The following is a 24,439-nucleotide window of genomic DNA, read 5'->3' on the forward strand; positions in this document are numbered from 1 at the left end:
GGAACAAGGGAGTTCCCTATGCCCCAGACCCTCCCCCAGCCTTCGGCCGGGGGTACCCCCGCCGTCCTCGTCATCGGCGGCGGCGCCTCCGGCAACGCCGTGACCGTCCTGCTCCGCCATGCCGGCCTCGCCGTCGACCTGATCGAGGCGAGACCCGACTGGAACGCCGGTACCGGCTCCGGCATCACCCTCCAGGGCAACGCCCTGCGGGTGCTGCGCGAAATCGGTGTCTGGGAGCAGGTGGAGGCGTCCGGGTACACCTTCGAGTCGCTGGGAGTGACCGCCCCCGACGGCACGGTCCTGTTCGTCGGCGACGTCATCAAGACGGGCGGCGAGGACCTGCCCGCCACTCTCGGCATGCAACGCCCCCGCCTCCAGCAGATCCTCAGCGACGCGGTCCGCGCCTCCGGCGCCGGCGTGCGTCTGGGCACCACCGTCGAGACCCTGGAACAGGATGCCGACGGAGTCTCGGTGCGCTTCAGCGACGGCACGAGCGGCCGCTACGACCTGGTGATCGCCGCGGACGGCCTCAACTCGGCCACCCGCGCCGCGATCGGCATCACCGAGAGACCCGAACCCACCGGCATGGCGATCTGGCGCATGCCCGCCCCGCGCCCCGAGGGCGTCACCCGGTCCGACCTGGCCTACGGCGGGCCCGCCTTCATAGCGGGCTACACCCCCACCAGCGAGAACACCATCTACGCCTATGTGGTCGAGCGCGGCCGCGACCGCGCCTCGGTCCGTCCGGAGTCATACGCGGACGAGATGCGCCGACTCGCCGACCAGTACGGCGGCGCATGGCCCGAGATCACCAAGCACATCACCGACCCGGCGAAGGTCAACTACACCTGGTTCCAGCGGCTGTTGGTCGAGGGCTCCTGGCATCGCGGCCGGGTCGTCCTGGTCGGCGACGCCGCCCACTGCTGCCCGCCCACCCTCGCGCAGGGTGCGGCGCTGTCCCTGGAGGACGCCTCCGTGCTGGCGGAACTGCTGACCGGCGATCGGGAGTGGGACGACGACCTTCTCCAGGCCTACTACGAGCGCCGCGTCAAGCGGGTGCGGACCGTCGTCGAGGCGTCCCTCCAGATCGGCCAATGGCAGCTGGACGACGTCCGGGACGCCGACGTGCCCGGGCTGATCAACCGCACGATGGACTTCCTCAAGGAGCTGCCGTGACGACGCCCACGATCGACGTGCACGCGCACGTCCTGCTCCCCGAGGTCGAGGCCCTGGTGGCCGGCCTGCCCGGTCTCGCCGAGGCACGGGCGCTGGACGCCCGCCGCAACGGCCCGGCCGCCCTCGCCGCCAACGGCCCCATGGTGCGCGAGCGCATCCCGAAGCTGACCGACGTGGCCGTGCGCCTCGCCGCGATGGACGCGCAGGGCGTGGACGTCCAGTTGGTCAGCCCTTCCCCCTCCCACTATCACTACTGGTCGGACGAGGAGACGGCCGAGAAGCTGTACCTGCTCGCCAACCAGGCGACGGCCGCGCACTGCGCCCAGGCACCCGGCCGGTTGCACGGCCTGGGTCTCGCCCCCTTGCAGCACCCGAAGCTGGCGGTGCGTGCCCTTGAACACGCCGTCGGACTGGGCCTGTCGGGCGTCGAGATCTCCTCGCACGCACCGGGCCGCGAGCTCTCGGACCCGGCGTACGAGCCCTTCTGGGCTCGGGCCGAGGAGGCGGGCGCGATCCTCTTCCTGCACCCGTTCGGCTGCACCCTCGACGAGCGCCTGGACCGGTGGTACCTCTCCAACACCGTCGGCCAGCCCACGGAGAACGCCGTCGCGCTCTCCCACCTCATCTTCTCCGGTGTCCTGGACCGCCATCCGGGACTGAAGCTGATCGCCGCACACGGCGGAGGCTACCTGCCCACCCACATCGGCCGCTCCGACCACGCCTGGACCTCCCGCTCCGACGCGGGCGTGGGCTGCGCCCACCTGCCCAGCAGCTACCTCAAGCGGCTGTACTTCGACTCCTTGGTCCACGACCCTTACGTGCTGCGGGAGTTGATCCGGGTCGCCGGTGCCGACCGGGTGCTGCTCGGCTCTGACTTCCCCTTCGACATGGGCACCGAGGATCCGGTCGGCGCACTGCGCGCGGCCCGGCTGTCCGATGCCGACCGCCACGCCGTACAGGGCGGCAACGCGGTTGCCCTGCTGCGGCTCACCTGACCCCCACACAGGAGGGAACCCACCATGAGCGCACGTCTGCTCACCCATCTGCGGCACGTCGACCTGGCCGTGCCCGACTACGACAAGCAGCTCGACTTCTACGCCGGTGTCTGGGGCCTGACCAAGGTCGCCGAGGACTCCGGCATCTCCTTCCTGGCCGCCGAGGGCAGCCCCGAGCAGTACGTCATCCGGCTGCGCAAGGCCGACGAGAAGCGTCTCGACCTGGTTTCCTACGGCGCCGCGAGCGCAGCCGATGTCGACACCCTGGCGGAGCAACTCCTTTCTGGAGGCGTGCAGTTGGTCTCCCAGCCGGGGAAGGCGGACACCCCCGGTGGCGGCTACGGCTTCCGCTTCTTCGATGTCGACGGGCGGACCATAGAGGTCTCGGCCGACGTCGAGGTGCGGCAGCACCGCAGGATCGAGGAGAAGGAGTCGATCCCGGTCAAGCTGTCGCACGTCGTCCTCAACTCGCCGGATCTGAACAGGACCCGGGAGTGGTACGAGACCCACCTCGGCTTCCGTCACTCCGACACGCTCAGCTCGCCGCACATGGGCGAGGTCATGCACTTCATGCGGATCAGCAACCAGCACCACTCCATGGCCATCTCCCAGGGACCGCACACCTCACTGCACCATGTCTCCTTCGAGATGCGCGGCATCGACGAGTACATGCGCGGCTCCGGCCGGGTGATGCGGGCCGGGTTCAAGAAGGTCTGGGGGCCGGGCCGGCACATGGCGGGCGACAACACCTTCACCTACTTCCTCGACCCGCACGGCAACACCGTCGAGTACACGACCGAGTTGGAGGTCCTCGACGAGGACACCTGGCACCCGCACGTCTACGACTTCTCCCAGCCCGAGGTCTCGGACCAGTGGGGCACCGCCAATCCGATGAATGAACTGGTCGCCAAGGAGTCGTTCAACGACGTCGACCGCGGTGTGTTCGTCGCCCCGCCGGTCTGATTCCTCGAGTTCCGGGGGCGCGGTGGCCCTGTCAACTGCCCTGACTTCCCACCCCGCGTCCCCGGTCCCCCCTCTTCCCACTCCCGTCGGGGCCTGGAGCCTTACATGCGTTTCGCCACCTATGAACACCAGCACCGACGCCGGGTCGCGGTCGTCGCGGAGGACGGGACCCTTTACCCGGTCCCCGGGGTGCGCTCACTCGCGGAACTGATCCGGTCCGGCGACGGACTCGACGCGCTGCTCGACATCGGCGCCGGCGCCCTCGACGTCCCGCCGGGACCTCATGTCTCCGAGGCACGGCTGCTGCCCCCGCTGCAGCCGTCCACCGTGCGGGACTTCGTCACCTTCGAGGAGCATGTCGAGGGCGTACGGCGGTCCGTTGACGGGGCCGACGGGGTACCGGATGCCTGGTACGACGCCCCGACCTTCTACTTCACCAACCCGTACGCGATCATCGGCCCCCACGACGACGTGCCCGTTCCCCCGGGCAGTGGCGTCCTCGACTTCGAGCTGGAGGTCGCCGCCGTCATCGGCCGGGAAGGGCGCGACCTCACCCCTGAGAACGCCCGCGACCACATCATCGGCTACACGATCTTCAACGACTGGTCCGCGCGCGATCTCCAGTCCCGCGAGATGCAGGTCCGCCTCGGCCCCTGCAAGGGCAAGGACACGGCCGCCACCCTCGGCCCGTACCTCGTCACCGCCGAGGAACTGGAGCCGTACCGCGACGCCGAGGGGTTCCTGCGCCTCGCGCTGACCGCCGAGGTCAATGGCGAGGTGGTCGGCAGGGACCTGCTGTCCAACATGAGCTGGACCTTCGAGGAGATGGTCGCCTACGCCTCGCGCGGCACCGTCGTGGTCCCTGGTGACGTCCTCGGCTCGGGCACCTGCGGCAACGGGGGCTGCCTGGCGGAACTGTGGGGCGTCCGAGGCGAGCAGTCCCCGCCCCCGCTGAAGCCCGGCGACACCGTCACCCTCACCGTGGAGGGCCTCGGCTCCGTCTCCAACACGGTGGTCGCGGGCGCCGATCCGGTGCCGTTGCCGACCGCTCGCCGCCGCACCCGGGAGCGGCCGTGAACGACCCGTACCCCAAGAGGCTCCTCGGTAAGGTCGTCGTCGTCACCGGCGCGGCCCGCGGCCAGGGCGCCGCCGAGGCCGAGGCCCTGGTGCGGGAAGGTGCCCGAGTGATCGCCACCGACGTCACCGAAGCACCCGGCTGCCGCCGCCTCGACGTCACCAGCGAGGAGGACTGGGCCGAACTCGCCGCGACACTGCGGGAGTCGTACGGCCAGGTCCACGGCCTGGTCAACAACGCGGGCATCACGTGGCGCGCCCGCATCGACGACGTCCGCCCCGAGGACTTCGCCCGCGTCCACGCCGTCAACGTCACCGGCCCGCTCCTTGCCATCCAGCACCTCGCCCCGCTCATGCCGCCCGGCTCCGCCATCGTCAACGTCGGCTCCACCGCCGCGCTCACCGGCCACTACCCGGTCGCGTACACGGCCAGCAAATGGGCCCTGCGTGGTCTGTCGAAGAGCGCCGCGGCGGAGCTCGGCCCGCGCGGGATCCGCGTGAACACGATCCACCCCGGCTTCATCGAGACCGAGATGACCGCATCCGCCGCGCCCGCCTTCCGCGAGGCGAACCTCCGCGAGACACCGCTCGGCCGCACCGGCACGGTCGACGAGGTCACCCCGCTCGTGGTCTTCCTCCTCTCCGACGACGCGTCCTTCATCACCGGAGCGGAGATCCCCGTGGACGGCGGGCTCACCGCGCACGGCGGCGTCAAGTCCATCTCCGACGCGCTGCGCGCGGACGCGACGCCGGGGCCGCGGCCGAGGAGGATTTCGTAGTCGTCGGCGTCCCCGACGGTCACGGTCGCGGTGACGTCCGCCCGGTGCAGGAGGATGCGGGCCTCGGAGGCGTGGGGCGTGCTCACGGCGCCCTGGCCCGGTACTGGGAGGTGTCGCTGCCGAGCAGGCTGACGGAGAAGAACCCGGCCGCGAACCCGGCCGGCATCAGCCCGCTGACGGTGCGCCAGACGTCCGGTGGGTCGTCGCTGAGCCTGCGCCCGGCCGGCAGGGTCGCCGGCCGCCTGGCGGAGCGGCCCACCAGACGGCCGAGCCGGTCCACCACCCGGGGGCCGGACAGCCCAGAACCCGGCGCAGAACAGCAGGAGCAGGAGGATTGCCTGCTCCGAACTAACGCCCCCGCCGTTGTTCAGTGGTGCTGCACGTGTCCGCCCTGGAGAGAAGCCGCTGCGTCTCCCGCCGCCGTGCCGCCGGTCGCGCGCATCCGGCGCCTCACGAAAGGCGTGAGCCTGCGCGCCCTCGCGCGGGAGGTCGTCGCCCACTTCGGGTCGGTGCCCCGCGAGCCGGCGAGCGCCGCCGTCGCTCGGGCACTCGTCCGGACCCGCCTGGGGCCCGGAGAGCTGACCGGCGCCGCAGCCCTGGTCATCGCCGAGCTGGTCGCCAACGTCGCCGACCACGGCCGCATGTCTTCCATCCGGATCGTGTTCACCCGCCCTGGCGAGGACTGGGACCGGGACGCGGGCCGGCCGAAGGACCGGCGGGCCGAGCCAGGCCGCCCGCCTTGTGTTCGCCGACCGTCACAGGCGCCGTCACCACGGGCTGACGGCCTCGGTTTGAGCGCGGCGCCGTGCAGAGGGAGGCTTGAGGGGGCGTGACCCCCGCGAGAACGAGTGTAAGGCGGCCGATGGACAGGAAGGACGTCACCGTGCCGGCCGACTCGGCGGTCGTCGTGGACGCCGACGGGACGTTTCTGGTGTGGTCCGCAGGGGCCCGGCAGCTGCTCGGGTACGAACCCGGCGAGGCGGTCGGCCGGCGCGCCACCGATCTGCTCGCCGCGGACCTGCCCGCGTCCGTACGGCGACACATGGCCGACGGGCAGCCCTGGACCGGTCTGGTGGCGCTGCGGCACCGGGACGGAGGCCAGCTCCTCGTGCGGCTGCGGGGGGCGCCGTTGCTGGACGCCGCCCGGGGCCGGCTCTGGCTGGTGACCGGTGCGGCCGAGACGTACCCGGCCGGTCCGGGGGACCCCGGGGCGGCGGCCCTGTGGGACCGAGCGCTCGCGCAGCTCCCGGTGCCGGTAGCGATCTACGACCGGCAGGCCCGGTTCCTGGCAGCCAACGAGATGATGACCCGGGCGATGGGCAGGAGCGAGGAGGAGATGCGCGGCCTGACCCTGTGGGAGATCGAGCCCCACCGGCCGTTCGACGAGTACGACCGCATACAGCGGCAGGTGCTGCGCACCGGCGAGATGATCTTTTACGAGGGAGTCGGTCAAGCCCCGGGCGAGAGCCGGGAACACTCCCGGTCGATGTTCATCTCGCCGCTGAAGGACCCGGACGGCACCGTACAAGGGGTGTCGGCGGCCGTGTTCGACACCACCGAGCAGTACTGGGCCCGTCGGCGCCTGGCGGTGCTGAACGACGCAAGCCTCCGGATCGGCAGCACCCTGGACGTGACGCGGACGGCCGAGGAGCTGGTCGAGGTGGCCGTGACCGGGTTCGCGGACTTCGTCGTGGTGGATCTGCTGGAGTCCGTCGCGCAGGGTGACGAACCGGAACGGGTGCCGCCCGGCGAGCCGGTCAAGGTCCGCCGCACCGCGCAGGCGTCGGTGCTGGAGGGCTGCCCGGAGTCGGTGGTCGCCTCGGGGGAGGCGAGCCGCTATCCGGCGGGTTCGCCGCCGACGGCGGCGCTGGTCACCGGCGAGGGCGCCCTGTACGGGCAGGGCGACCGGGGGCTGCGGAAGTGGATCGAGTCCTCCACGGCCCGCGCCGGGACGGTCGACCGGTACATGGTCCACTCGGTGATGCTGGTACCGTTGCGTGCCCGCGGCGTCACGCTGGGTCTGGTGCACTTCCTGCGGCATCGGACGACAGAGCCGTTCGGCGAGGACGACCTGATGCTCGCGGAGGAGATCGTCGCCAGGGCGGCGGTGAGCGTGGACAACGCCCGCCGGTTCACCCGGGAGCGCCGGACCGCGCTGGCGCTCCAGCGCAGCCTGCTGCCCGAGCGCCCGCCGGGCCTCGCGGCAGTGGAGGTCGCCTACCGTTACCTCCCGGCCGGTTCCGGGGCGGACGTGGGCGGCGACTGGTTCGACGCGATTCCGCTGTCCGGCGCGCGGGTCGCCCTGGTCGTGGGCGACGTGGTGGGCCACGGCATCCACGCGTCGGCCACCATGGGCCGGCTGCGTACCGCCGTACGGACCCTGGCGGACGTCGACCTGTCCCCCGACGAGTTGCTGACCCAGCTGGACGACCTCGTCATCAGGCTCGACCGCGAGGAGGGCCCCGAAACGCGCGGGAACCCCCGCGAGGCGGCCGCCGAGCTGGGCGCCACCTGCATGTACGCGGTGTACGACCCGGTGTCCCGGCGGTGCTCACTGGCGCGAGCCGGGCATCCGCCGCCCGCCCTGGTCCGCCCCGACGGCACCGTACGCTTCCTGGAGCTGCCCGCCGGGCCGCCGCTCGGCCTCGGCGGGCTGCCGTTCGAGGCCATCGAGGTGGAACTGGCGGAGGGCAGCCTGCTCGCCCTCTACACCGACGGCCTGGTCGAGGCCGCCGACCGGGACATCGAGGCCGGTCTCGACCGGCTGCGCCGGGCGCTGAGCCGCCCGGCCGAGTCCCTGGAGGAGGCCTGCGAGCAGGTGCTGCGCACCGTGCTGACCGGCCGTCCTGCCGACGACATCGTCCTGCTGTTGGCCCGTACCTTGGTGCTCGGCACGGACAAGGTCGCCACCTGGCAGCTGCCGCGCGACCCCGCGGCCGTGGCCCAGGCCCGCAGGTTCGCAGGGGAGCAGATCACCGCGTGGGGGATGCCGGAACTGACGTTCAGCACCGAACTGATCGTCAGCGAACTGGTGACCAACGCCATCCGCTACGGCGGCCCGCCGATCGAGCTGCGGCTGATCCGCAACACGACGCTGATCTGCGAGGTGTCCGACGGCAGCAGCACCGCGCCGCATCTGCGCCGAGCTCGCGTCCTGGACGAGGGCGGCCGTGGGCTGCTGCTGGTCGCCCAGGTCTCCGAGTGCTGGGGCAGCCGCCAGACGCCCACCGGCAAGATCATCTGGGCGGAGCAGTCGTTGGCATCCCTGGCGTAAGACGCCGCCGGCGGTCCGAAGGGACGAAGTTGCTCCGGTTCGGTGGACAACCCCTCCGGCCGGGTGCGACGTCAGACCTGCGAGGCACTGCGATCCGTCCGGGTGACCCCGAAGCAGACCGGTGGGCCGGATGGGCCGTCCCCTCGGCTCGGCTCGTCGAGCCAGTCCGCGCGCGCCGCGTTGACGTCCGGCCCGGCGGCTTCCACGGTTACTACTGGCTGGCCCAGGACGCGGCGATCTCCCGGAAGGCCATGGCCGCCCGCCTCGAGACCGGCTGCGACGCGTCCTGGCCTGAGTCCTGGACCCAGGTCCCTCCTGACGGGACGCTGAGGTACCGGCGCGGGCGCCGCTCACAGGTCCGTGCCGATTCCCGGGCGGCACGCACGAGTTCATCAACTGGCCCTCCGCGCACGGCCGGTGGCTGTCGTACTCGTTCGGAATGACCACCACCCACGCCATCCACCAGGCCGTGCAGCAGATCCCGGCATCGGCCCGGACGCCGGCCGTCGAGCCCGGCGGCCAAGTCCGCGACGGCGCCCGGATCGCCGAACTCACCGGGGACTGCCTGAAGGGGTGGCCAGACCGGATGCGGCTGATCGTGCGCGAGGAACGGCTGCATCCGCGACCGGGAGGGGCTGCCCCTCAACGGGCAGCCCCTCCCGGTCGCGGCGGTGATCCTACGAGGGAGTACCTTGTCTCCGGTTGGTCGCGCGGCACGTATGTGCGAATGTCTCGGCTCTGTGTGCACACCGAGCCTCGCCTGGCACTGAGTTGCGGCACGTTCCCCTGTGATCCGCTCGCCCCCTCCCCGAGGGACGAACGAGAGGCCTGCATCGATGACCACGGTCTCCGACGACGCCACCGCTGACGGAATGCGAGACGTGCGGGCGTCGTCGGCCATACCCGAGGAAAGCCCATGGGCTGGAATGAAGCCCACGGCTGCACGCAGTCGGACCGACACCGCCGTCGGCACATCCCTGGTGTCGCAGAACCACGACGTCGCCTTCGCGCAGCTCCTCCTGTCCAGTCACCAGCGGTTGACCAGCACCCCGCTGTGTCCGTCAGAGCTTTCGCACGTCGGTGAGATGGTCCGCTGGCTCTACGAGGACGCACCGTTCGGACTCCTGGCACACGACACGAGCGCGGATCCGATCTTCACATACGCGAACACGACCGCCCAGAGGTGCTTCGAATACACCTGGGAGGAGTTCACGCGGCTTCCGTCCCGGCTGTCCGCGGCTCCGGAGGGACAGAGCGCCCGGGAGGGGTTCGTGCGATCGGTGACAGAACACGGGTTCGCGTCCGGCTACCGAGGCCTGAGGATCTCCAAGTCCGGCCGGAGATTCTGGATAGAGGACGTCACGATGTGGAACCTCGTCGACGCCGACGGATCACACCACGGTCAGGCTGCGGTATTCCGGTCGTGGACGGACGCACCACAGGAGCGGGCAGGCAGCTGATTCGGTCCGACGCATCGATGGGTCGACGCGCGGCCGCGGCCGAGGGCGACTTCCTCGCCGCACTCCCCCACTACGCCCCGACCGGCAGCACCGTCAGGTCGTGGCCTGTCAGCGTCGCGCCCACCTCCGCTGTCTTCTGCCGCAACCGGATGGGGGCCGCGTCCTGAGTATGCACCGGGTGCTACCACACCGCCCTGCGCCACACGGGCGGCACCAGCTCGTCGTCGATCTCGCGCGGCAGCAGCGGCTTGTCCTTCACCCGCCGCCGCGCCAGTGCGGGCAGCCGCTTCACCCCGGCCGGCACCAAGGCCGTACCAGCGCCCGTCTGCCCACGGGTTGACGAAACCGAGGGATCCCCCGCCCGTGCTGCGCCCGCCTTCGGGGTTACGCCATCGCGGGTGTGCGCAGCGGGCGCAGGGCCTCGGCTACGCGGACGAGTTCGTCGAGCATCGCCGTCGCGGAGCCGGTCATGACCTCGTTCGGCACCAGTCCCTCTTCCTCGGAGAGGAGCTGGTGCGCGAAGGGAATCGACACCGACTCGAGGACCGGCGTCATCTTCAGGGTGGTCACCACCTGCTTGATCATCTGCGCAGCCCGGGTCCCCGCGGAGACGCCGCCGTAGCTGACGAGGCCGACCGGCTTGTACTGCCACTCGCGGTGCAGGTAGTCGATGGCGTTCTTCAGCTCGGCGTTGTAGCCGAAGTTGTACTCCGGCATCACGAACACGAAGGCGTCCGCCTCCGCGACCTTGGCGCTCCAGTCACGGGTGTGCTGGTGGGTGTACTGGCCCAGGCGGGGGTGGTGCGGTTCGTTCATGAACGGCAGGTTCACCTCGGCCAGGTCGACCAGCTCGATCTCGTCGAATCCGGTGTGTTCCTTGGCGTGGGTCTCGAACCACTCGCCGATGGTGGGGCCGATCCGGCCCGGCCGCGTGCTAGCGATGATGATCTCCAACTTGGCCATGGGAAGTTCTCTGCTCCTTCGATACGGGGTGTGCGGGTGTGGGGTCTCGGAGGGCTCGACCGAACAGGTCCTGTGGCGCGGTCCAGTGACGTTCGGCGGTTGCCGCGCTAGAGCGGTCGGTGCCCGCCATGGTGCAGCCGTGGTCAGCCGGCGTAGACGTCAGTGTGATGCCGGGCGCGGGCAACCGCACCGCAGGGGCGCGCGCCGGGGATCGCGTCCGCCGGCGCGACGGCAAGGGCGTCGTGGTGAGTAGCAGCCGTCGCGCACCGAGCGTCTCCACCGTGGAGGCAATCCTCAGGTGTTGCTGTTTTCGAAGGAGGTCGCGGTGCTCCGCGCATCCCTGGCGGAGCGCCGCGCCTCGGACGCGGCGTGTCGAAGGAGACGAGAGGTGCGGCGGCTCAGAGGTGATCGGGGAATGCCTGATCCATTCCGAGCAGGCTGAGGGCGTACTCCTCCCGGTTCATGAGAACGTTGTTCAGACCGTGGCGGCTGGCGACTTCGATGTCTCGCCACACCCGCTGAAGCGGGTTCGACAGCGCGAAGCTTCGGGTGCCCCCGATGTCGAGGAGCAGATCGACGGCATTGCGGAAGCTGCGAGTCGCGGCAGCGGCGTCACCGCGCAGTTTCGCTCGCTCACCGACCTCGAGGATCCGGCCCTCGTGGGCCGCGCTGTCGATACCGTCGGCGGCCCGAAGCAGGTGGAAGCGTCCGGTGTCGATCGCCGTTCGCGCGTCCGCCAGAGCGAAGCGGTAGCCGGGTGCCTCACGGATGTCGCTGTACGCGGCCGAGATCGGCCGGCCGGCCTTCATCGTGTCCAGCACCAGATCCCAGGCAGCTTCGGCCATTCCCATGATCGGCCCTACGATGGCCAGACAGGCGACGGTGGCGAGCGGAGCTCGGTAGCCGGGCTCCTCCGGGAGCCATGACGGGAACTTCCTGCCCATGAAGGTGTCCAGATCGAGGGTGAACCCGCTCGGCACGAACAGGTCGTTCGCGATGTAGGTGTTGCTCCCGGTTCCGGCCATCCCCGCGATGTACCAGGTGTCCTCGATCGTGAGATCGGCCGTGGACATGAGGGCGTAGCGGACCTCCCGCACCTCTCCGGCGTCGTCCAGCACCTTGAAGGCGGTCAGCGTCCACTGTGCCTGGTGGCTGCCTGACGCGAACGGCCACTTGCCGGTGAGCCGATACCCACCGTCCACCTCGGTCGCCGCTGCGATCGGTGTGAACTGGCTGATCGCCACGTTGTGGGGATCCGTGTATACCGCGGCCCGCACGTCGTCGGGGAACAGTCCCAAGCCGAAGGCAGTGGCGTTCGCGATGAACGCGACCCATCCCGTGGAGCCGTCGCCACGGGCGAGTTCGGCGGTGACTTCGACCATGGTGCGGACACCGCCGCCGGATCCGCCGGACGCGCGCGGCGTGCATGCCTGGAAGAGACCGGCGGATCGCACCGCTTCGGTCACCTCGTCCGTGAGGCGGCGATCACGCTCTGTGCGTTCCGCGTTTTCCCGGAGGAGGGGGATCAACTCGTGTGCGGTGTGCACCAATTTCTCACGTGTACCTGCTGCGTCGGCTGCCGCTTCCGTGGCACTGACTGCGTGAATCGTCATGATGCGTGCTCCTTTTCTGGGCAGAGATCTGCCTGAATTCGGCTCCGGCCGAGGGGCCGGTCGCCAAATCGGAATGCGATCGCGCTACTGCGCGCCCGACACCAACTCGGACAGCTCACTCAACTGATGCCAAGTCCGGTTGTGGTAGATCAGCGGACGTGAGGCGTCGCTCGGGGCGGCGAAGTCCGTCGGCGCGTAGTGAGCGTCGGTGGCGTTGACGACGACGAGCGTCGAAGCTCCCGCTGCGAACGTCGCCACGATGCTGCCGCGGATGCCTACCGGGGCGGCGACGAAGTACGGCTCGCCGGTCGTCAGCCGGGTCCAGGCAGTGGTGTCCGCGAAGCGATCCGCCCCGCTTGTCGCACAAAGGCGCGCGAGGTCGACCTGACCGGCCCCCAGCAGGTGCACGACCACGGACGACGACTCCAGGATCGTCGGCGTCGCCGAGGAGAAGGCCGACACCGAGAACACGAGGAGAGGTGGCGTCGCGCTCACCGATATCACCGACGTCGCGGTCAGTGCGACCGGGCCCCGGCCGGCATCGGCGGTCACGACCGCGACCCCGCCCGCATGATTGCGGAACGCCTCGCGGAAACCATCGGCCGACAACCCCGGCTCCAGAGAGGCATCATCTATCAACGCAACGTGTTTCCGTAGGTGATCGCGAGCAGTGATTTCAGACATCGGCGGCGTCTCCAGTCAACATCGACGAAACGATGTGTTCATGGAACCCGATACGTCGGCCTGACCTCTTGCCCGATCTCACCAAAACGTTCGTCGTCGATTGCGCCGACGAACCAACGGCCTCGACTGGCGACCGGGCTACACGGCCGGCGAAGCAGAGCCCGCGTCCGGGCCGATGACGGCCGCGAGCCGCAACGCGACACCCAGTTCGAGCTGCCGGGCCCTGATGTCGTGGCCGAGCATCTCCTCCGCACGCTTGACGCGGTAGATGACCGTGTTCTTCGCCACGAACAGGGTGCGGGCCGTGTCCTGCGGTCTGCTATTGCTTCCCAGGTACGCCCGCAACGTCTCGCGCAGCACGCGCGGCGTCTCTCCACTTCCGCCCAGCTCGCCGAGCTCGTCACGCATGAAACTCAGCGCGTCGGCCGAATCGGCCGTGAGGAGAGCCACCAGGCGAACGTCGTGGAAATCCACAACCTGCCCACCCCCGATCGCGGTGGCGTTCAACTCGGCCACGCGTACTGCAGCCCGTGCCTCAGCGTGAGTGGTTCTGAATCCCTCCAAGCCGGACTGCCGCCTCCCCACTGCCACGAGGACACCGCGGAGCGCGGGGATGGTGGACGCATCCGGAGCACACTGACCCGGAACAGATGCCCAAGCCCAGACTTCCGTTCGGTCGATCGCCATCACCAGACACGCCGTCGCTTCCAAACCGCTCAGCATCGACACGGCCTCCTCACGTAGCGGAGTGGCATCTCCGGATGCGGCCGCGCTCCGCCGGAAAATCACGCCGACATGTGAGGAACTCGCCAGGTCGTAGCCGAGAACCCGGGACGCGGTCTCGGCCGAGATATCTTCGCCGGCGAGAATCGACCGCACCATCTGGTCCCGCCGCGCGTTCGCACTCGCCAGCCACCGACGCTCCTCCGCGAGGTAGAAATCGCTGATCGTCGCATGGAACGAATTCGCGAACTCGAACAGGATCGTGAACACGACCTCCAACTGTTCGGCCTGCTGCTCCGGCGGCACGAGGCGGCGGCATGCGCCGAGATACGCTTCCGCCAGCTGCTCGTTCCCCGCGCGGAACCCGCTCAGGACCTGCTCCAGGGGCACGCGACGGGGGATCAGATCGATCACGCCTTGCTCGATCTCCCGAGTGCTCCCCGATCTGTCCGGCACGCCGGACAACACCGCGAGCAGGGTGGTGATGACGAACGACTCCGAGCTGGGCCGCAACATCTGCACGGCGCGGTCCCGACCGCCCAGGAGCAGCACGTCGCTCACCTTCTCGCTGAGTTCGATCGCGAGCTCGATCGCCCAGGCCAATGGTTCTTCGCCCAGCCGGTCCAGGGCCAGTTGCCACATGTCGGAGCTGCAGGCGGGAGCGGGCAGGTCAGTCCGGGTCGGTTGCAGGCTCCGGACCCAGTACCCTTCGACAGTCATCGGTCCAACCCGTCCTTTCAGCTCGGCAGCAGCCGACCGGCCTGCCCAAGCACGTACCGGTCGCCGGTCGGAGGCAACGGCAGCCAGTAATCGATGCGCTTGACTGAGGAGCTTTCGCTCATCTCAAGCCCGTTTTGGTTTCTTGGGTGAAGTGATCAGGGCCAGCACTGCGTCGTGTCGCTCACGTGGCCGCCGAAAGCCGTCCCCGTCGGCCGTGCGGACCTTGGCGGACTGGCCTTCTCCGACCTGAGCGGGGCAGTCACCACCACGGCTATGACCTCGTTCAGGGCAGGAATACGACAATACCGCGCAGTTCATGGCTTGCAGGTCGTTACCAGGCGCCCTCTCCCTCCGTGCCGGCCCGAGGCAGAGCGCGTGGGCGTGGAAGCCACCGCCGGAGGGGTACCGGTTCGGCGGTGATCGCTCCGGGTACCCTGGTAGATGTCGCGGGGCCGGAGTTGAACCGAGTCGGCAGATGTCAGGGGCGCCCACCGGCTGCTGCGGCGTTACCGCCGAGGCCGACGCAGACCCTCGAAGGGGAAGGCCGTATGAGTACGACACCCTTGTCCGATGCTCAATCGGTCCGCTTCTCCACTGCGGGCATCCCCGAGCCGGACCGGGTGGCGTCCTGGGAGGCCCACAACACCGCCTTGGTGGCGCCGATGCGCTTCCGTCCCCTGCAGTCCGTCTTCCACGCCTCCAGCGTCCGCACGACGATCGGCGCGCTCGACGTCCTGCGGACGGCCTCGACCTCGCACGTGGTCGAGCGCGACGCCGGGCACGTACGCGACCATCCCGCCGACCAGGTGGCGGTGCACATGGTCCTGCGCGGCGAGTCGGCGTTCTGCACCAGTGACGGCGTCCTCACGCTGCGCCCGGGGCAGGTTCTCCTCCACAGCGACCAGCCGTTCATGCGCGGCTACAGCGGGGACCAGCACGACGTGTCGATCACGGTGCCGCGTTCCCTGTATGCCGAATTCACCCACGGGGCGAAGCCGCCCCGGCCCCAGGTCGTCGACGTCGACGGTCCCCTGGGTGCCTGCGTGACCGCCCTCGGGCGCCTGCTCGACGGGGCCGCCCGGTCGGTGACGTCCGTGCGGGCGGACGACGCCACGATGCTGGAACTGTTGGCAACGCTCATCTCCGGGCGGGGTGCGCCCCTGTCCACGGGCGCCCACTACGCCGCCGCCCGGGAGGTGATCGAACGCCATCTGCACGACCCGGGGCTGAGCGCCACGTCCATCGCGGCCCGGATCGGCATCAGCGAGCGTCACCTCTCCCGGGTGTTCGCCGCCCAGAACACGACCGTGCCGCAGTTCGTGCGCGGTCTGCGGCTGGACCGCGCCCACCGGATGCTGGCGACGTCCGGCGGACGTGAGCGCCTCACGGTGGCCGAGGTCGCCCACAGGTGCGGCTTCGCCTCCGCGTCGCATTTCTCGACGAGCTTCGCCAAGCGCTTCGGCGTTCGCCCCACGGACCTCGCGCAGCAGGCCCGCGGCATGGCCGCCGTCATGGCTGACGGCGCGCGCCGGGCGGGCTGAGACGGGTACGGCCCGGTAGCCGGCCGGGGCCGGTACCGGGCCAGGTCCGCAGCGAACGTGATTCAGCACCTCGGGTGCTCAGGTACGCTCCGGGCCCCCGGACAGGGCTCCGAACGAGCCCCGGAAGTACAGCAGGGGAGCGGCGTCCGGGTGGCCTGCCAGCGCCACCACCCGGCCCACGACCACCAGGTGGTCGCCGATCGGGTACTCCTCGACCAGTTCGCACTCGACATGGCCCGCTGTGCCGTCGAGCAGGGGAGCGCCGGTGACCTCGCGGCGCCACCGCACCCCCGCGAACTTGTCGCCGCCGCTGCGGGCGAACGCCGTGGCGAGTTCGGCCTGGTCCTCGGCGAGGATGTTGGCCGCGAACCAGCCGGCCTCCCGGATCGTCGCGTAACTCCCGGAGGTGGCCGCCGGGGCGAACGCGACCAGCGGCGGGTCCAGTGACAGGCTCATGAAGGACTGGCAGGTCAGGCCGGCCGGGCGGCCGTCGAGCGAGGCGGTGACGACCGTGACACCGGAGCAGAACCTGCCCAGCACATCGCGGAATCGGGCCGTATCGAAGTCCGGGGTGCTGCCCGGAACGGTGTCACGGGCGGTGTCATGGGCGGTGAGCGCGGTCTTCATCAGGCACCCGCCTTCGTGGTGCCGCCGTTCACGACGGTGGTCTCGGCGTCGGTCCCGGTCCGGGCCCGGCGCGCCTCCAGGTCGGCGGCACCGAAACGAAGGTTCATGAGGTCGCGCGTCATCGGGACGGAGTGCGAGCGGTAGGCGCTGAAGTCCCGCCAGTAGCGCTCGGTACGGGTCCCCTGGCGGAGCGCGCTCGATCCGCCGGTGCGGACGAGGAGGTCCATCGCCTCGGTCACGAACCGTCCGCCCTGCCCGGACAGGTTCACCAGGCGCAGGTCGTCGGCGGGGCCGAACTCCCCCTCGCCCCGCACCTCGCGCTCGCTGAATTGGTGATACAGCTCTCCCACCTGCTGCGTCACCGCCTCGGCGGCGTCGAGCAGGGAGCACGCCTCGCCGTACCACCGCTGGTAGTGGGCGTCGTCCGCGCGCAGCCCCTGCGGATCCCACATCGGCTTCTTCTCCAGCAGCGCCGACCGGTACTCGTCGAGCATGGCCCGACCGATGCCTGTCGCGACGGCGAGACTCTCGCCGTAGAAGAAGCCCGAGAAGCGCCCCGCGTACATGGGATTGCCGTGCAGAGCCATGCCGACGGACTCTGCCCACATGTGCTCCTGCCCCTCGACCTCGCGCACGTTGCCCCGCGGCACCACGGCGTTCTCCACGCGGATGGAGGGCGAACCGCTGCCCCGCAGGCCGATGTTGTCGCCCCAGTCGTCGAGCACCGTGTAGCACGACCGGGGCACCACCGCTATGCCGAAGCGGGGCGCGCCGTCCTCGCCGGGGGGCAACGAGACGGCACCGAGCGCGTGGGTCGAGTACGGGGCCCCCGAGTTGTAGCTCCACGTGCCCGTCAGCTCCCAGCCGTCTGCGTGGGGAACCGCGCGGACCGACGGGACGACTCGGTGGGGCGCGATGAAGTGTCCGTCCTCGCCCATCGCCTCGGCCTGGACCTCAGGGCCGAACTGCGAGGAGAACACGAGCACGTTCTCCGAGCCGAGGGCCAGGCACCAGCCCGTGGAGGGGCAGCCCTGGGCTACCTCGAGGATCACCCGGTAGAACTCGGGCACCCGCAGCTCGTAGCCGCCGAAGGTCTTGGGCTGGAGCATGCGGTAGAAACCGGCCCGCTGGAAGGCCTCGTGGGTCTCCTGCGAGTAGTACGTCCGCTTCTCCGTCGCCTCCTGCTCGGAGCGGAGGTGGTCGCGCATGTCGCGGGCCCGCCGCACGAGGTCGTCGACGGTGAGGCCGGGTTCGGGCTGGGCCAGCACGCGGCCCATCGGACGAAGGGCAGCAGTCGGATGGGCCTGCGCCTGGGGGTCGACGCGTGGGGTGTCGTCAACGGTGGTCATCATCGCTCCTTGTTCTCGCCGCTTGCCCCGCCTGCCGTACCTGCACATGGCGGGACCTCCGGGCGGGCGGCCACGGATTCAGCTCCGCAACTGCGCGAATCCCGGTACGAACGAGTCTCAGGGCGCCGACTTATCCCCGTCGAAGGATCGGGCCGTACACGGCGGAAACGGGGAGGGATGGCGGATCGGCGCCTGCGGAGAGCTCGCGGTGAGCACCCCGCCCGGACCCCGGCCGGGGTGCTCACCTGGTCGCAGACCTGATCGACGCGGGTGCGAAGCCGTCGTATACGTTCCCCCGGATGAGCGCCGGGCCGGGGGTGAGCACCCCTTTGTGCGCGGTACCGGCTGGTCAGGCCGGACGGGCGGGAACAGGCAGGTGCCGAGTCGTCCGCCGGTGCGGAGAGTGGGAGAGTGCGCGTGCCGGCGGTCCGGGTGGGAAGCTCGCTCGTGTCGGGGGCAGCCTGCCCCGTCGCAGGTTCCACGGATGCGTTCCGTTTGGCGCGAAGCCGTTTTTCGGGTGGCGCCGGACGAGTGTCAGCGTTCGAGTACGAGTGCGAGGCCCTGGCCGACACCGATGCACAGGGTCGCGACGCCCACGCCGGAGCCCTTGCGGGCCAGTTGGTGGGCGACCGTGCCGGTCAGCCGGGCGCCGGAGGCGCCGAGCGGGTGGCCCAGGGCGATCGCGCCGCCGAGCGGGTTGAGGATCTCCGAGTCAAACTCCGGCCACTCCGCGACGCAGCCGAGCACCTGTGCAGCGAACGCCTCGTTGAGTTCGAGCACGTCGAGGTCGGCGAAGGACCTGCCTGCCCGGTCGAGGGCACGGTGGACCGCCTCGACCGGTCCGAGGCCGAAGTAGTGCGGCTCGATCGCGGAGACACCGGACGCGGCGATCCGCGCCAGCGGCTCGCGGCCCGTCGCCCTCAGCCCCTCCTCATCGGCCAGGAGGAGAGCCGACGCGCCGTCGTTGAGCGTTGAGGCGTTGCCCGCCGTCACCGTGCCGCCCTCCTTGCGGAACGACGGCTGGAGCTTTGCCATCGCCTCCAGGGACGCGCTCGCCCGTACGCCCTCGTCCGCCGCGAAGAGGACCGGGTCGCCCTTGCGCCGCGGGACGGAGACCGGCGCGATCTCGGCGTCGAAGAGGCCCTGCTCCTGGGCCCGCGCGGCCTTCAGATGCGATTGCAGCGCGAACTCGTCCTGCTGCTCGCGCGTGATCCCGTGCTTGTCGGCGATGAGCTCGGCCGACTCCCCCAGCGGGACGGTCCACTGCGGGTTCATCCTCGGGTTGACCATCCGCCAGCCGAGCGTGGTCGAGTACAGCTCGGCGTGGCCCGCCGGGAACGGGACGGGCGACTTGGGCAGCACGTACGGCGCGCGAGTCATCGACTCGACGCCGCCCGCGACGATCACGGACGCGTCTCCGAGCGCGATCGCCCGGTAGCCCTGGATGACGGCTTCGAGGCCCGACGCGCACAGCCGGTTGACGGTCGCGCCCGGAACGGACGTGGGCAAGCCCGCGAGGAGGCCGGCCATGCGTGCGACGTTGCGGTTTTCCTCGCCCGCGCCGTTGGCGTTGCCGTAGTACACGTCGCCGATCAGCGACGGGTCCAGGTCCGGGGTTCGGGCGAGGAGTTCGCGGATGGTGTGCGCGGCCAGGTCGTCCGGGCGTACAGAGGCGAGGGAGCCGTTGTACTTTCCGACCGGGGTGCGGACGGCGTCGACGAGGTAGACGTCCTTGGTCACGTGAGGTCCTTTGCGACGATCAGCTCGGTGGCGGTCCTGGCGACGACCTCGCCGACCGTGACGCCCGGTGCGGTCTCGGTCAGCAGCAGGCCGGCCGGGGTGACGTCGATGACCGCGAGGTCGGTGATGACACGGTCGACGCATGCCTTGCCGGTGAGCGGCAGCGTGCACTCGTCGACGAGCTTCGGGGAACCGTCCTTCGCGGTGTGCGTCATGGCGACGATCACGGTGCGGGCACCGTGAACGAGGTCCATCGCGCCGCCGATGCCGGTGATCATCTTGCCGGGGACGGCCCAGTTGGCGAGGTCGCCGCGGGCGGAGACCTGCATCGCGCCCAGCACCGCGACGTCGATGTGGCCGCCGCGGATCATGCCGAAGGACAGCGCCGAGTCGAAGAAGGACGCGCCCGGTAGGACCGTGACGGTCTCCTTGCCCGCGTTGATCAGATCCGGGTCGACGTCCTCCTCGTACGGGAAGGGACCGGTGCCCAGGATGCCGTTCTCCGACTCCAGGATCACCTCCACGCCGTCGGGGAGGTGGTTGGGGATGAGGGTGGGCAGGCCGATGCCGAGGTTCACGTACTGGCCGTCCGTCAGCTCGCGCGCCGCCCGCGCGGCCATCTCCTCACGCGTCCAGGCCATGGTTACGCGTCCCCTCTCGGTGTGGTGGTGACGTTCTCGATCCGCTTGTCGGCGGCCTGCTCGGGGGTGAGGGCGACCACCCGCTGCACGAAGATGCCCGGCAGGTGTACGGCGTCGGGGTCGATCTCGCCGGGCTCGACCAGTTCCTCCACCTCCGCGACGGTGATCCGGCCCGCCGTGGCGGCCAGCGGGTTGAAGTTCCGGGTGGACTTGTTGAAGACGAGGTTTCCGTGCCGGTCGCCCCGGGCGGCCCGTACGAGCGCGAAGTCGGTGCGGATGGCGCGTTCCAGTACGTACTCGACGCCGTCGAACTCCCGCACCTCCTTGGCGGGGGAGACGAGGGCGGCGCCGCCGTTGCCGTCGTAGCGCCACGGCATGCCGCCCTCGGCGACCTGGGTGCCCACCCCGGCCGGGGTGTAGAAGGCGGGGATGCCCGCGCCACCGGCGCGAAGGCGCTCGGCGAGCGTGCCCTGGGGGATCATCTCGACCTCGATCTCGCCGCCCAGGTACTGGCGGGCGAACTCCTTGTTGCCGCCGATGTACGAGCCCGTCACCCGCGCGACACGGCCGGCGGAGAGCAGGACGGCGAGGCCAGAGTCCATCGCTCCGCAGTTGTTGGACACCACCGACAGCCCGGACACGCCGGCCTCAAGGAGCGCCTGGATCAGTGCGCCCGGGACTCCGCTCAGTCCGAATCCCCCGACCGCGAGGGACGCGCCGTCCGGCACGTCCGCCACGGCCTCTGCGGCGGAGGCGATGACTTTGTTCATGGTCGTTCTGACTCCATCGTGATCTGGCTCCATCGTGATCCGGCTGCGTCGCTGGGCGGACGTGCTCTCAGGAGGTCGGGGGCTGTCCGGACCAGGCGGCGCGCAGGAGGTGGCCGAGGCCGTCCGCGGTCACCTCGCGGGGGTTGGCGTAGGGGTTGGCGAGCGAGACCTGGACGATGCGGTCGATGTCGCTCTCGGCCATGCCGAGCTCCCGCAGGGACCGCGGGGCGCCGAGCCGGCCGGCGAGGTCCCACAGATACGCGGCCGGGTCGGCGGAGGTGCCGAGGGCGCGGCCGAGCGCGGCCACCGCCTTGGGCGCCGCGACCTGGTTGTAGGCGAGCGCGTGCGGGAGCACCACGGTGTGGGTCTGGGCGTGCGGCAGGTCGAGGGTGCCGCCGAGGGCGTGGCAGAGCTTGTGGTGCAGGGACATCGTGGTGGCCCCTAGGCAGGCGCCGCACAGCCACGCGCCGTACTGGGCACGGGCGCGGGCGTCGAGGTCGGCGCCGTCGGCGACGATGTCCGGGAGCGCGGCGGCCAGCGCCCGCACACCTTCCTCGGCCATCAGATCAATGATCGGTGAGGCGTCCGGCGCGTACAGGGCCTCGACCGCGTGCGCGATCGCGTTCATGCCGCTGGTCACGGAGACCGAAGTGGGCAGGGTCAAGGTGAGCGCGGGGTCGTACAGCACCGAGACCGGCAGGACGCGGGGGTCCCTGCCCGTGCGCTTGACGCCGTTCTCCGTCAGACCCCACACCGGCGTCATCTCGGACCCGGCGTACGTCGTCGGTACGGCGATGATCGGCAGGCCGTACTGGAGGGCGACGATCTTCCCGAGGCCGATCGCCGAGCCGCCGCCGACGGCGACGCAGCCGTCCGCGTTCACCTCCTTGGCGCGCCTTTGGGCCTCGGCCGCCGATTCTGCGGGCACGTGCATACGGGCGTGGGGGTGGATGTCGGCAGCTCGGGCGCCGATGAGGCCGGCGACGGTTTCGGCGAGCTCCCGCTGTTCGGGCGAGCACAGCACCATGACCCGCTTGAGGCCGGCGTGGTCGATCTCGTCGGCGAGCCGGTCGAGGGCGCGGGGGCCCATCACCACGCGCATCGGGAGCGCTTGGTAGCTGAAGTCGAGCGGGGTGTTCATCGGGCGTCCTTGTGCGTCTCGGGCTCGATCGTCTCCGGCTCGACGGTGATGTCGAACTCGGCCATGCGGAACGGAGCGGTGACCTGGTACTCGTGGGCCTTCTTCTCGTCGTCGACCTGCGGGAAGTCGACGACCAGGCTCTCCTTGACGGCGAAGACGGCGTCCGAGTCCTGGTAGGGGCTGCCGGCGACGAAGATGTGCGTCGTCAGCGGTCGATGGCCGTCGGCCTCGACGATGAAGTGGATGTGAGCCGGGCGGTACGGGTGCCGCCCGGTGGCGTCGAGCAGCCGTCCCACCGGGCCGTCGGTCGGAATGGGGTAGTGGCTCGGCACGATCGTGCGGAACCACAGGCGGCCTTCGTCGTCGGTCCGGAAGAGTCCGCGTCCGTTGCCCAGTGGCTGGACGTCGGGCTGCTGCACATCGTAGAAGCCGTCCTCGGTGCACTGCCAGACGTCGACGCTCGCTCCGGCCAGCGGGCTGCCGTCCGCCGACGTGACGCGGAGCGACACGACGCAGGGCTCTCCGGTGCCCATGAGATCGATGTTGTCCCCGCTCTCGCGCTTCGGGGACTCCACGACGTGGAACGGTCCCAGGACCGTGCTCTCGGTGCCGCCGCCCTGCTCGTTGACGGTCTCCACCAGCATGGAGACACCCAGCACGTCGGAGAGGAGGATGAATTCCTGACGGGTGGGATCACATTTCTGCCCGACGGCGGTGAGGTATTCCACGGCGCACTCCCACTCCTGGATCGTGGGGCGCAGCTCACGGACGTAGCCGTGCAGATGGCGGACGAGCCCTTGGAGCAGTTCACGCAACCGGGGGTCGGGGGTGTCGTGGAAGCTGTCGACGGCCGCCGCGGTAATGGCCTTCACTGCTTCGTCGGTGGCGGGCATGACATACCTCCAGTGGGGTGGCGGGCGTTCTTCGGCCGGGCCGGACGGCGATCGCTCCTCCTCGCGCCGGTCGGCGCCCGGCGAACAAGCTGAGGAAACGCTATGGAGCCGCAGCCGGGGGCGATATCCGCGGAGCGCGGCCGGCAGCCGAATCGCGCGACGAGTTCCGAACGGCCTGTCCGGGGGTGCGGGTGCGGCCAGGGGATGTCCCGCGGAGATCTCGCGTCCACCGCCTGTGCAAGAATGGAGTATGGGGCGCTCCCTGTTGGCGAGCCACGTGCTGTGCCGCGATTCAGGCTTCGAGGATTTCCGCGAACGCCTCAATGACCTGTTCTATCCGGCGGAGGTCACCCCGCTGTCGGGCATTGAGGGCCCCGGCGGGGAACTTCGTGGTACGCGCACTGAGCACATCACCATCGGCCTGATGACCTTCGGCCAGCGCACACGCGTCGATCCCGGGCGGACGCCGGCGCACTACCACGTCAACGTCGTACTGCAAGGCGCCATCGAAGCAGCCACCGGACGTCAGGAGATGGTGGCCACCGCCGGCGATGCCATGGTCTTCGCGCCGACACAGCAGCACCGGCTGCTGAGCTGCGACCACGGCGAGCAACATCTGGGAATCAAGATCGACCGGAGCCTTGTCGAGACCGAACTCGAGGCCCTCCTGGGCCGCCCGCTGCAGGCCCCGCTGGAATTCGCGTTCGACTTCGATCTGACGTCCGCGCCCGGGCGCAGTTGGCGCAACACTCTGGACCTGCTGCTGGCCGAGTCCGACAGCACCAGTGGGCTCATCGGCCGACACGCGATCCAGCAGCACTTCGAGCGCCTCCTGGTGAGCGGCCTGCTGCTGGCCCAGCCGCACAACTACACGGAAGCGCTGCTTCGTCCGCAGCCTCCCGCCTACCCGCGGACGGTACGCAAGGCCGTCGACCTGATCGACGCCCACCCCGAGACCCCCTACACCGTCGGAGACCTGGCCCAGGTGGCAGGCGTCAGCGCCCGACGCCTCCAGGAAGGTTTCAGGGAGTACCTCGGCGTGACCCCGATGACGTATCTGCGCAACGTCCGTCTGGACCGTGTCCACGCCGAACTCCTGACCGGCGCCACGGGAGTCACCGAATCGGCCGGGCGGTGGGGTTTCACGCACCTGAGCCGGTTCTCCGCCGCCTATCGCCGGCGCTTCGGCGCCGCGCCCTCCGAGACCCTGGCCAGGTCCGGCGGCCAGGGTCTCGGTGAGCGGGGGGACCTCGGGTACGGCGGCCGACGCATGCCGATCAGCTGATATGGCGGCGGGTGCGCCCACCCAAGGG

General features: G+C 70.3%; 22 protein-coding genes and 1 pseudogene. 10 read left to right on the forward strand and 13 right to left on the reverse strand.

All coding sequences use genetic code 11. The features are described 5' to 3' along the window. Positions 1-18: 18 nt before the first annotated feature. The 5 genes from ACFZDK_RS26225 to ACFZDK_RS26245 all read left to right on the forward strand — a co-directional run bounded on the left by ACFZDK_RS26225 (position 19) and on the right by ACFZDK_RS26245 (position 4,987). Positions 19-1,176 (forward strand): FAD-dependent monooxygenase, encoded by a 1,158-nt coding sequence (locus tag ACFZDK_RS26225; RefSeq protein ID WP_390976128.1) that lies wholly within the window; start codon positions 19-21, stop codon positions 1,174-1,176. Continuing rightward, complete coding sequence (locus ACFZDK_RS26230) at positions 1,173-2,171, forward strand: amidohydrolase family protein (RefSeq protein ID WP_365792805.1); 999 nt, start codon at positions 1,173-1,175, stop codon at positions 2,169-2,171. The genes ACFZDK_RS26225 and ACFZDK_RS26230 overlap by 4 nt, the downstream gene beginning before the upstream one ends. A 24-nt stretch (positions 2,172-2,195) precedes the next feature. Continuing rightward, positions 2,196-3,134, forward strand: coding sequence for a VOC family protein (locus tag ACFZDK_RS26235; RefSeq protein ID WP_365792807.1), 939 nt, complete (start codon positions 2,196-2,198; stop codon positions 3,132-3,134). 105 nt (positions 3,135-3,239) lie between these two features. Continuing rightward, positions 3,240-4,211 carry a fumarylacetoacetate hydrolase family protein gene (locus ACFZDK_RS26240; RefSeq protein WP_365792808.1) on the forward strand — a complete coding sequence of 324 codons (972 nt, stop codon included), beginning with the start codon at positions 3,240-3,242 and terminating at the stop codon, positions 4,209-4,211. Next, on the forward strand, positions 4,208-4,987 hold the full coding sequence (locus ACFZDK_RS26245; RefSeq protein ID WP_365792809.1) for an SDR family oxidoreductase: 780 nt from the start codon (positions 4,208-4,210) through the stop codon (positions 4,985-4,987). The genes ACFZDK_RS26240 and ACFZDK_RS26245 overlap by 4 nt, the downstream gene beginning before the upstream one ends. A gap of 82 nt (positions 4,988-5,069) precedes the next feature. Here the strand turns inward: ACFZDK_RS26245 and ACFZDK_RS26250 are convergent, their stop codons facing one another. After that, a complete protein-coding gene (locus ACFZDK_RS26250; protein WP_365792810.1) occupies positions 5,070-5,270 on the reverse strand; it encodes a hypothetical protein in 201 nt (66 codons plus the stop codon). A gap of 579 nt (positions 5,271-5,849) precedes the next feature. Here ACFZDK_RS26250 and ACFZDK_RS26255 point away from each other — a divergent pair. From ACFZDK_RS26255 to ACFZDK_RS26265, 3 genes and pseudogenes are all read left to right on the forward strand, one after another. Next, complete coding sequence (locus tag ACFZDK_RS26255; protein WP_390976131.1) at positions 5,850-8,261, forward strand: SpoIIE family protein phosphatase; 2,412 nt, start codon at positions 5,850-5,852, stop codon at positions 8,259-8,261. Positions 8,262-8,590: 329 nt separating this feature from the next. Then, a pseudogene (locus ACFZDK_RS26260) lies at positions 8,591-8,883 on the forward strand (transposase); the annotation flags it as partial. A gap of 214 nt (positions 8,884-9,097) precedes the next feature. Next, positions 9,098-9,721 (forward strand): MEKHLA domain-containing protein, encoded by a 624-nt coding sequence (locus tag ACFZDK_RS26265; RefSeq protein ID WP_390976133.1) that lies wholly within the window; start codon positions 9,098-9,100, stop codon positions 9,719-9,721. 181 nt (positions 9,722-9,902) lie between these two features. On the opposite strand, the gene ACFZDK_RS26270 is transcribed toward ACFZDK_RS26265, so the two are convergent. The 5 genes from ACFZDK_RS26270 to ACFZDK_RS26290 form a co-directional block, all read right to left on the reverse strand. Continuing rightward, positions 9,903-10,025: a hypothetical protein gene (locus tag ACFZDK_RS26270; RefSeq protein ID WP_390976523.1), complete on the reverse strand. Its 123-nt coding sequence runs from the start codon at positions 10,023-10,025 to the stop codon at positions 9,903-9,905. Between the two features lie 80 nt (positions 10,026-10,105). Continuing rightward, positions 10,106-10,684 carry an NAD(P)H-dependent oxidoreductase gene (locus ACFZDK_RS26275; RefSeq protein ID WP_365792828.1) on the reverse strand — a complete coding sequence of 193 codons (579 nt, stop codon included), beginning with the start codon at positions 10,682-10,684 and terminating at the stop codon, positions 10,106-10,108. Positions 10,685-11,082: 398 nt separating this feature from the next. Next, positions 11,083-12,297 carry an acyl-CoA dehydrogenase family protein gene (locus ACFZDK_RS26280; protein WP_365792830.1) on the reverse strand — a complete coding sequence of 405 codons (1,215 nt, stop codon included), beginning with the start codon at positions 12,295-12,297 and terminating at the stop codon, positions 11,083-11,085. A gap of 84 nt (positions 12,298-12,381) precedes the next feature. Then, positions 12,382-12,981 carry a flavin reductase family protein gene (locus ACFZDK_RS26285; RefSeq protein ID WP_365792832.1) on the reverse strand — a complete coding sequence of 200 codons (600 nt, stop codon included), beginning with the start codon at positions 12,979-12,981 and terminating at the stop codon, positions 12,382-12,384. Positions 12,982-13,119: 138 nt separating this feature from the next. Beyond that, complete coding sequence (locus ACFZDK_RS26290; protein ID WP_365792834.1) at positions 13,120-14,424, reverse strand: helix-turn-helix domain-containing protein; 1,305 nt, start codon at positions 14,422-14,424, stop codon at positions 13,120-13,122. A 548-nt stretch (positions 14,425-14,972) separates the two neighbouring features. Here ACFZDK_RS26290 and ACFZDK_RS26295 point away from each other — a divergent pair. After that, on the forward strand, positions 14,973-15,965 hold the full coding sequence (locus ACFZDK_RS26295) for a helix-turn-helix domain-containing protein (RefSeq protein WP_390976137.1): 993 nt from the start codon (positions 14,973-14,975) through the stop codon (positions 15,963-15,965). Positions 15,966-16,043: 78 nt separating this feature from the next. On the opposite strand, the gene ACFZDK_RS26300 is transcribed toward ACFZDK_RS26295, so the two are convergent. From ACFZDK_RS26300 to ACFZDK_RS26330, 7 genes are all read right to left on the reverse strand, one after another. Next, complete coding sequence (locus tag ACFZDK_RS26300; protein ID WP_390976139.1) at positions 16,044-16,592, reverse strand: flavin reductase; 549 nt, start codon at positions 16,590-16,592, stop codon at positions 16,044-16,046. Then, entirely contained in the window at positions 16,592-17,941 is a 1,350-nt protein-coding gene (locus tag ACFZDK_RS26305) for an acyl-CoA dehydrogenase family protein (RefSeq protein WP_365792840.1), read from the reverse strand. The genes ACFZDK_RS26300 and ACFZDK_RS26305 overlap by 1 nt, the downstream gene beginning before the upstream one ends. A gap of 534 nt (positions 17,942-18,475) precedes the next feature. Further along, positions 18,476-19,681, reverse strand: coding sequence for an acetyl-CoA C-acyltransferase (locus ACFZDK_RS26310; protein ID WP_390976141.1), 1,206 nt, complete (start codon positions 19,679-19,681; stop codon positions 18,476-18,478). Next, positions 19,678-20,322: a 3-oxoacid CoA-transferase subunit B gene (locus tag ACFZDK_RS26315; RefSeq protein ID WP_390976143.1), complete on the reverse strand. Its 645-nt coding sequence runs from the start codon at positions 20,320-20,322 to the stop codon at positions 19,678-19,680. Before ACFZDK_RS26315 ends, ACFZDK_RS26310 begins: the two co-directional genes overlap by 4 nt. 2 nt (positions 20,323-20,324) lie before the next feature. After that, positions 20,325-21,092, reverse strand: a complete 768-nt coding sequence (locus ACFZDK_RS26320) for a CoA transferase subunit A (RefSeq protein WP_365792846.1) — start codon at positions 21,090-21,092, stop codon at positions 20,325-20,327. Between the two features lie 67 nt (positions 21,093-21,159). Then, on the reverse strand, positions 21,160-22,233 hold the full coding sequence (locus ACFZDK_RS26325; RefSeq protein WP_365792848.1) for a maleylacetate reductase: 1,074 nt from the start codon (positions 22,231-22,233) through the stop codon (positions 21,160-21,162). Further along, positions 22,230-23,126, reverse strand: coding sequence for a dioxygenase (locus tag ACFZDK_RS26330; protein WP_390976146.1), 897 nt, complete (start codon positions 23,124-23,126; stop codon positions 22,230-22,232). The genes ACFZDK_RS26325 and ACFZDK_RS26330 overlap by 4 nt, the downstream gene beginning before the upstream one ends. 250 nt (positions 23,127-23,376) lie before the next feature. On the opposite strand from ACFZDK_RS26330, the gene ACFZDK_RS26335 reads away from it, so the two are divergent. After that, positions 23,377-24,411 (forward strand): helix-turn-helix domain-containing protein, encoded by a 1,035-nt coding sequence (locus ACFZDK_RS26335; protein WP_390976148.1) that lies wholly within the window; start codon positions 23,377-23,379, stop codon positions 24,409-24,411. Positions 24,412-24,439 lie beyond the last annotated feature (28 nt).

It is taken from the genome of Streptomyces sp. NPDC007901 (assembly GCF_042959465.1).
Classification (GTDB): Bacteria; Actinomycetota; Actinomycetes; order Streptomycetales; family Streptomycetaceae; genus Streptomyces.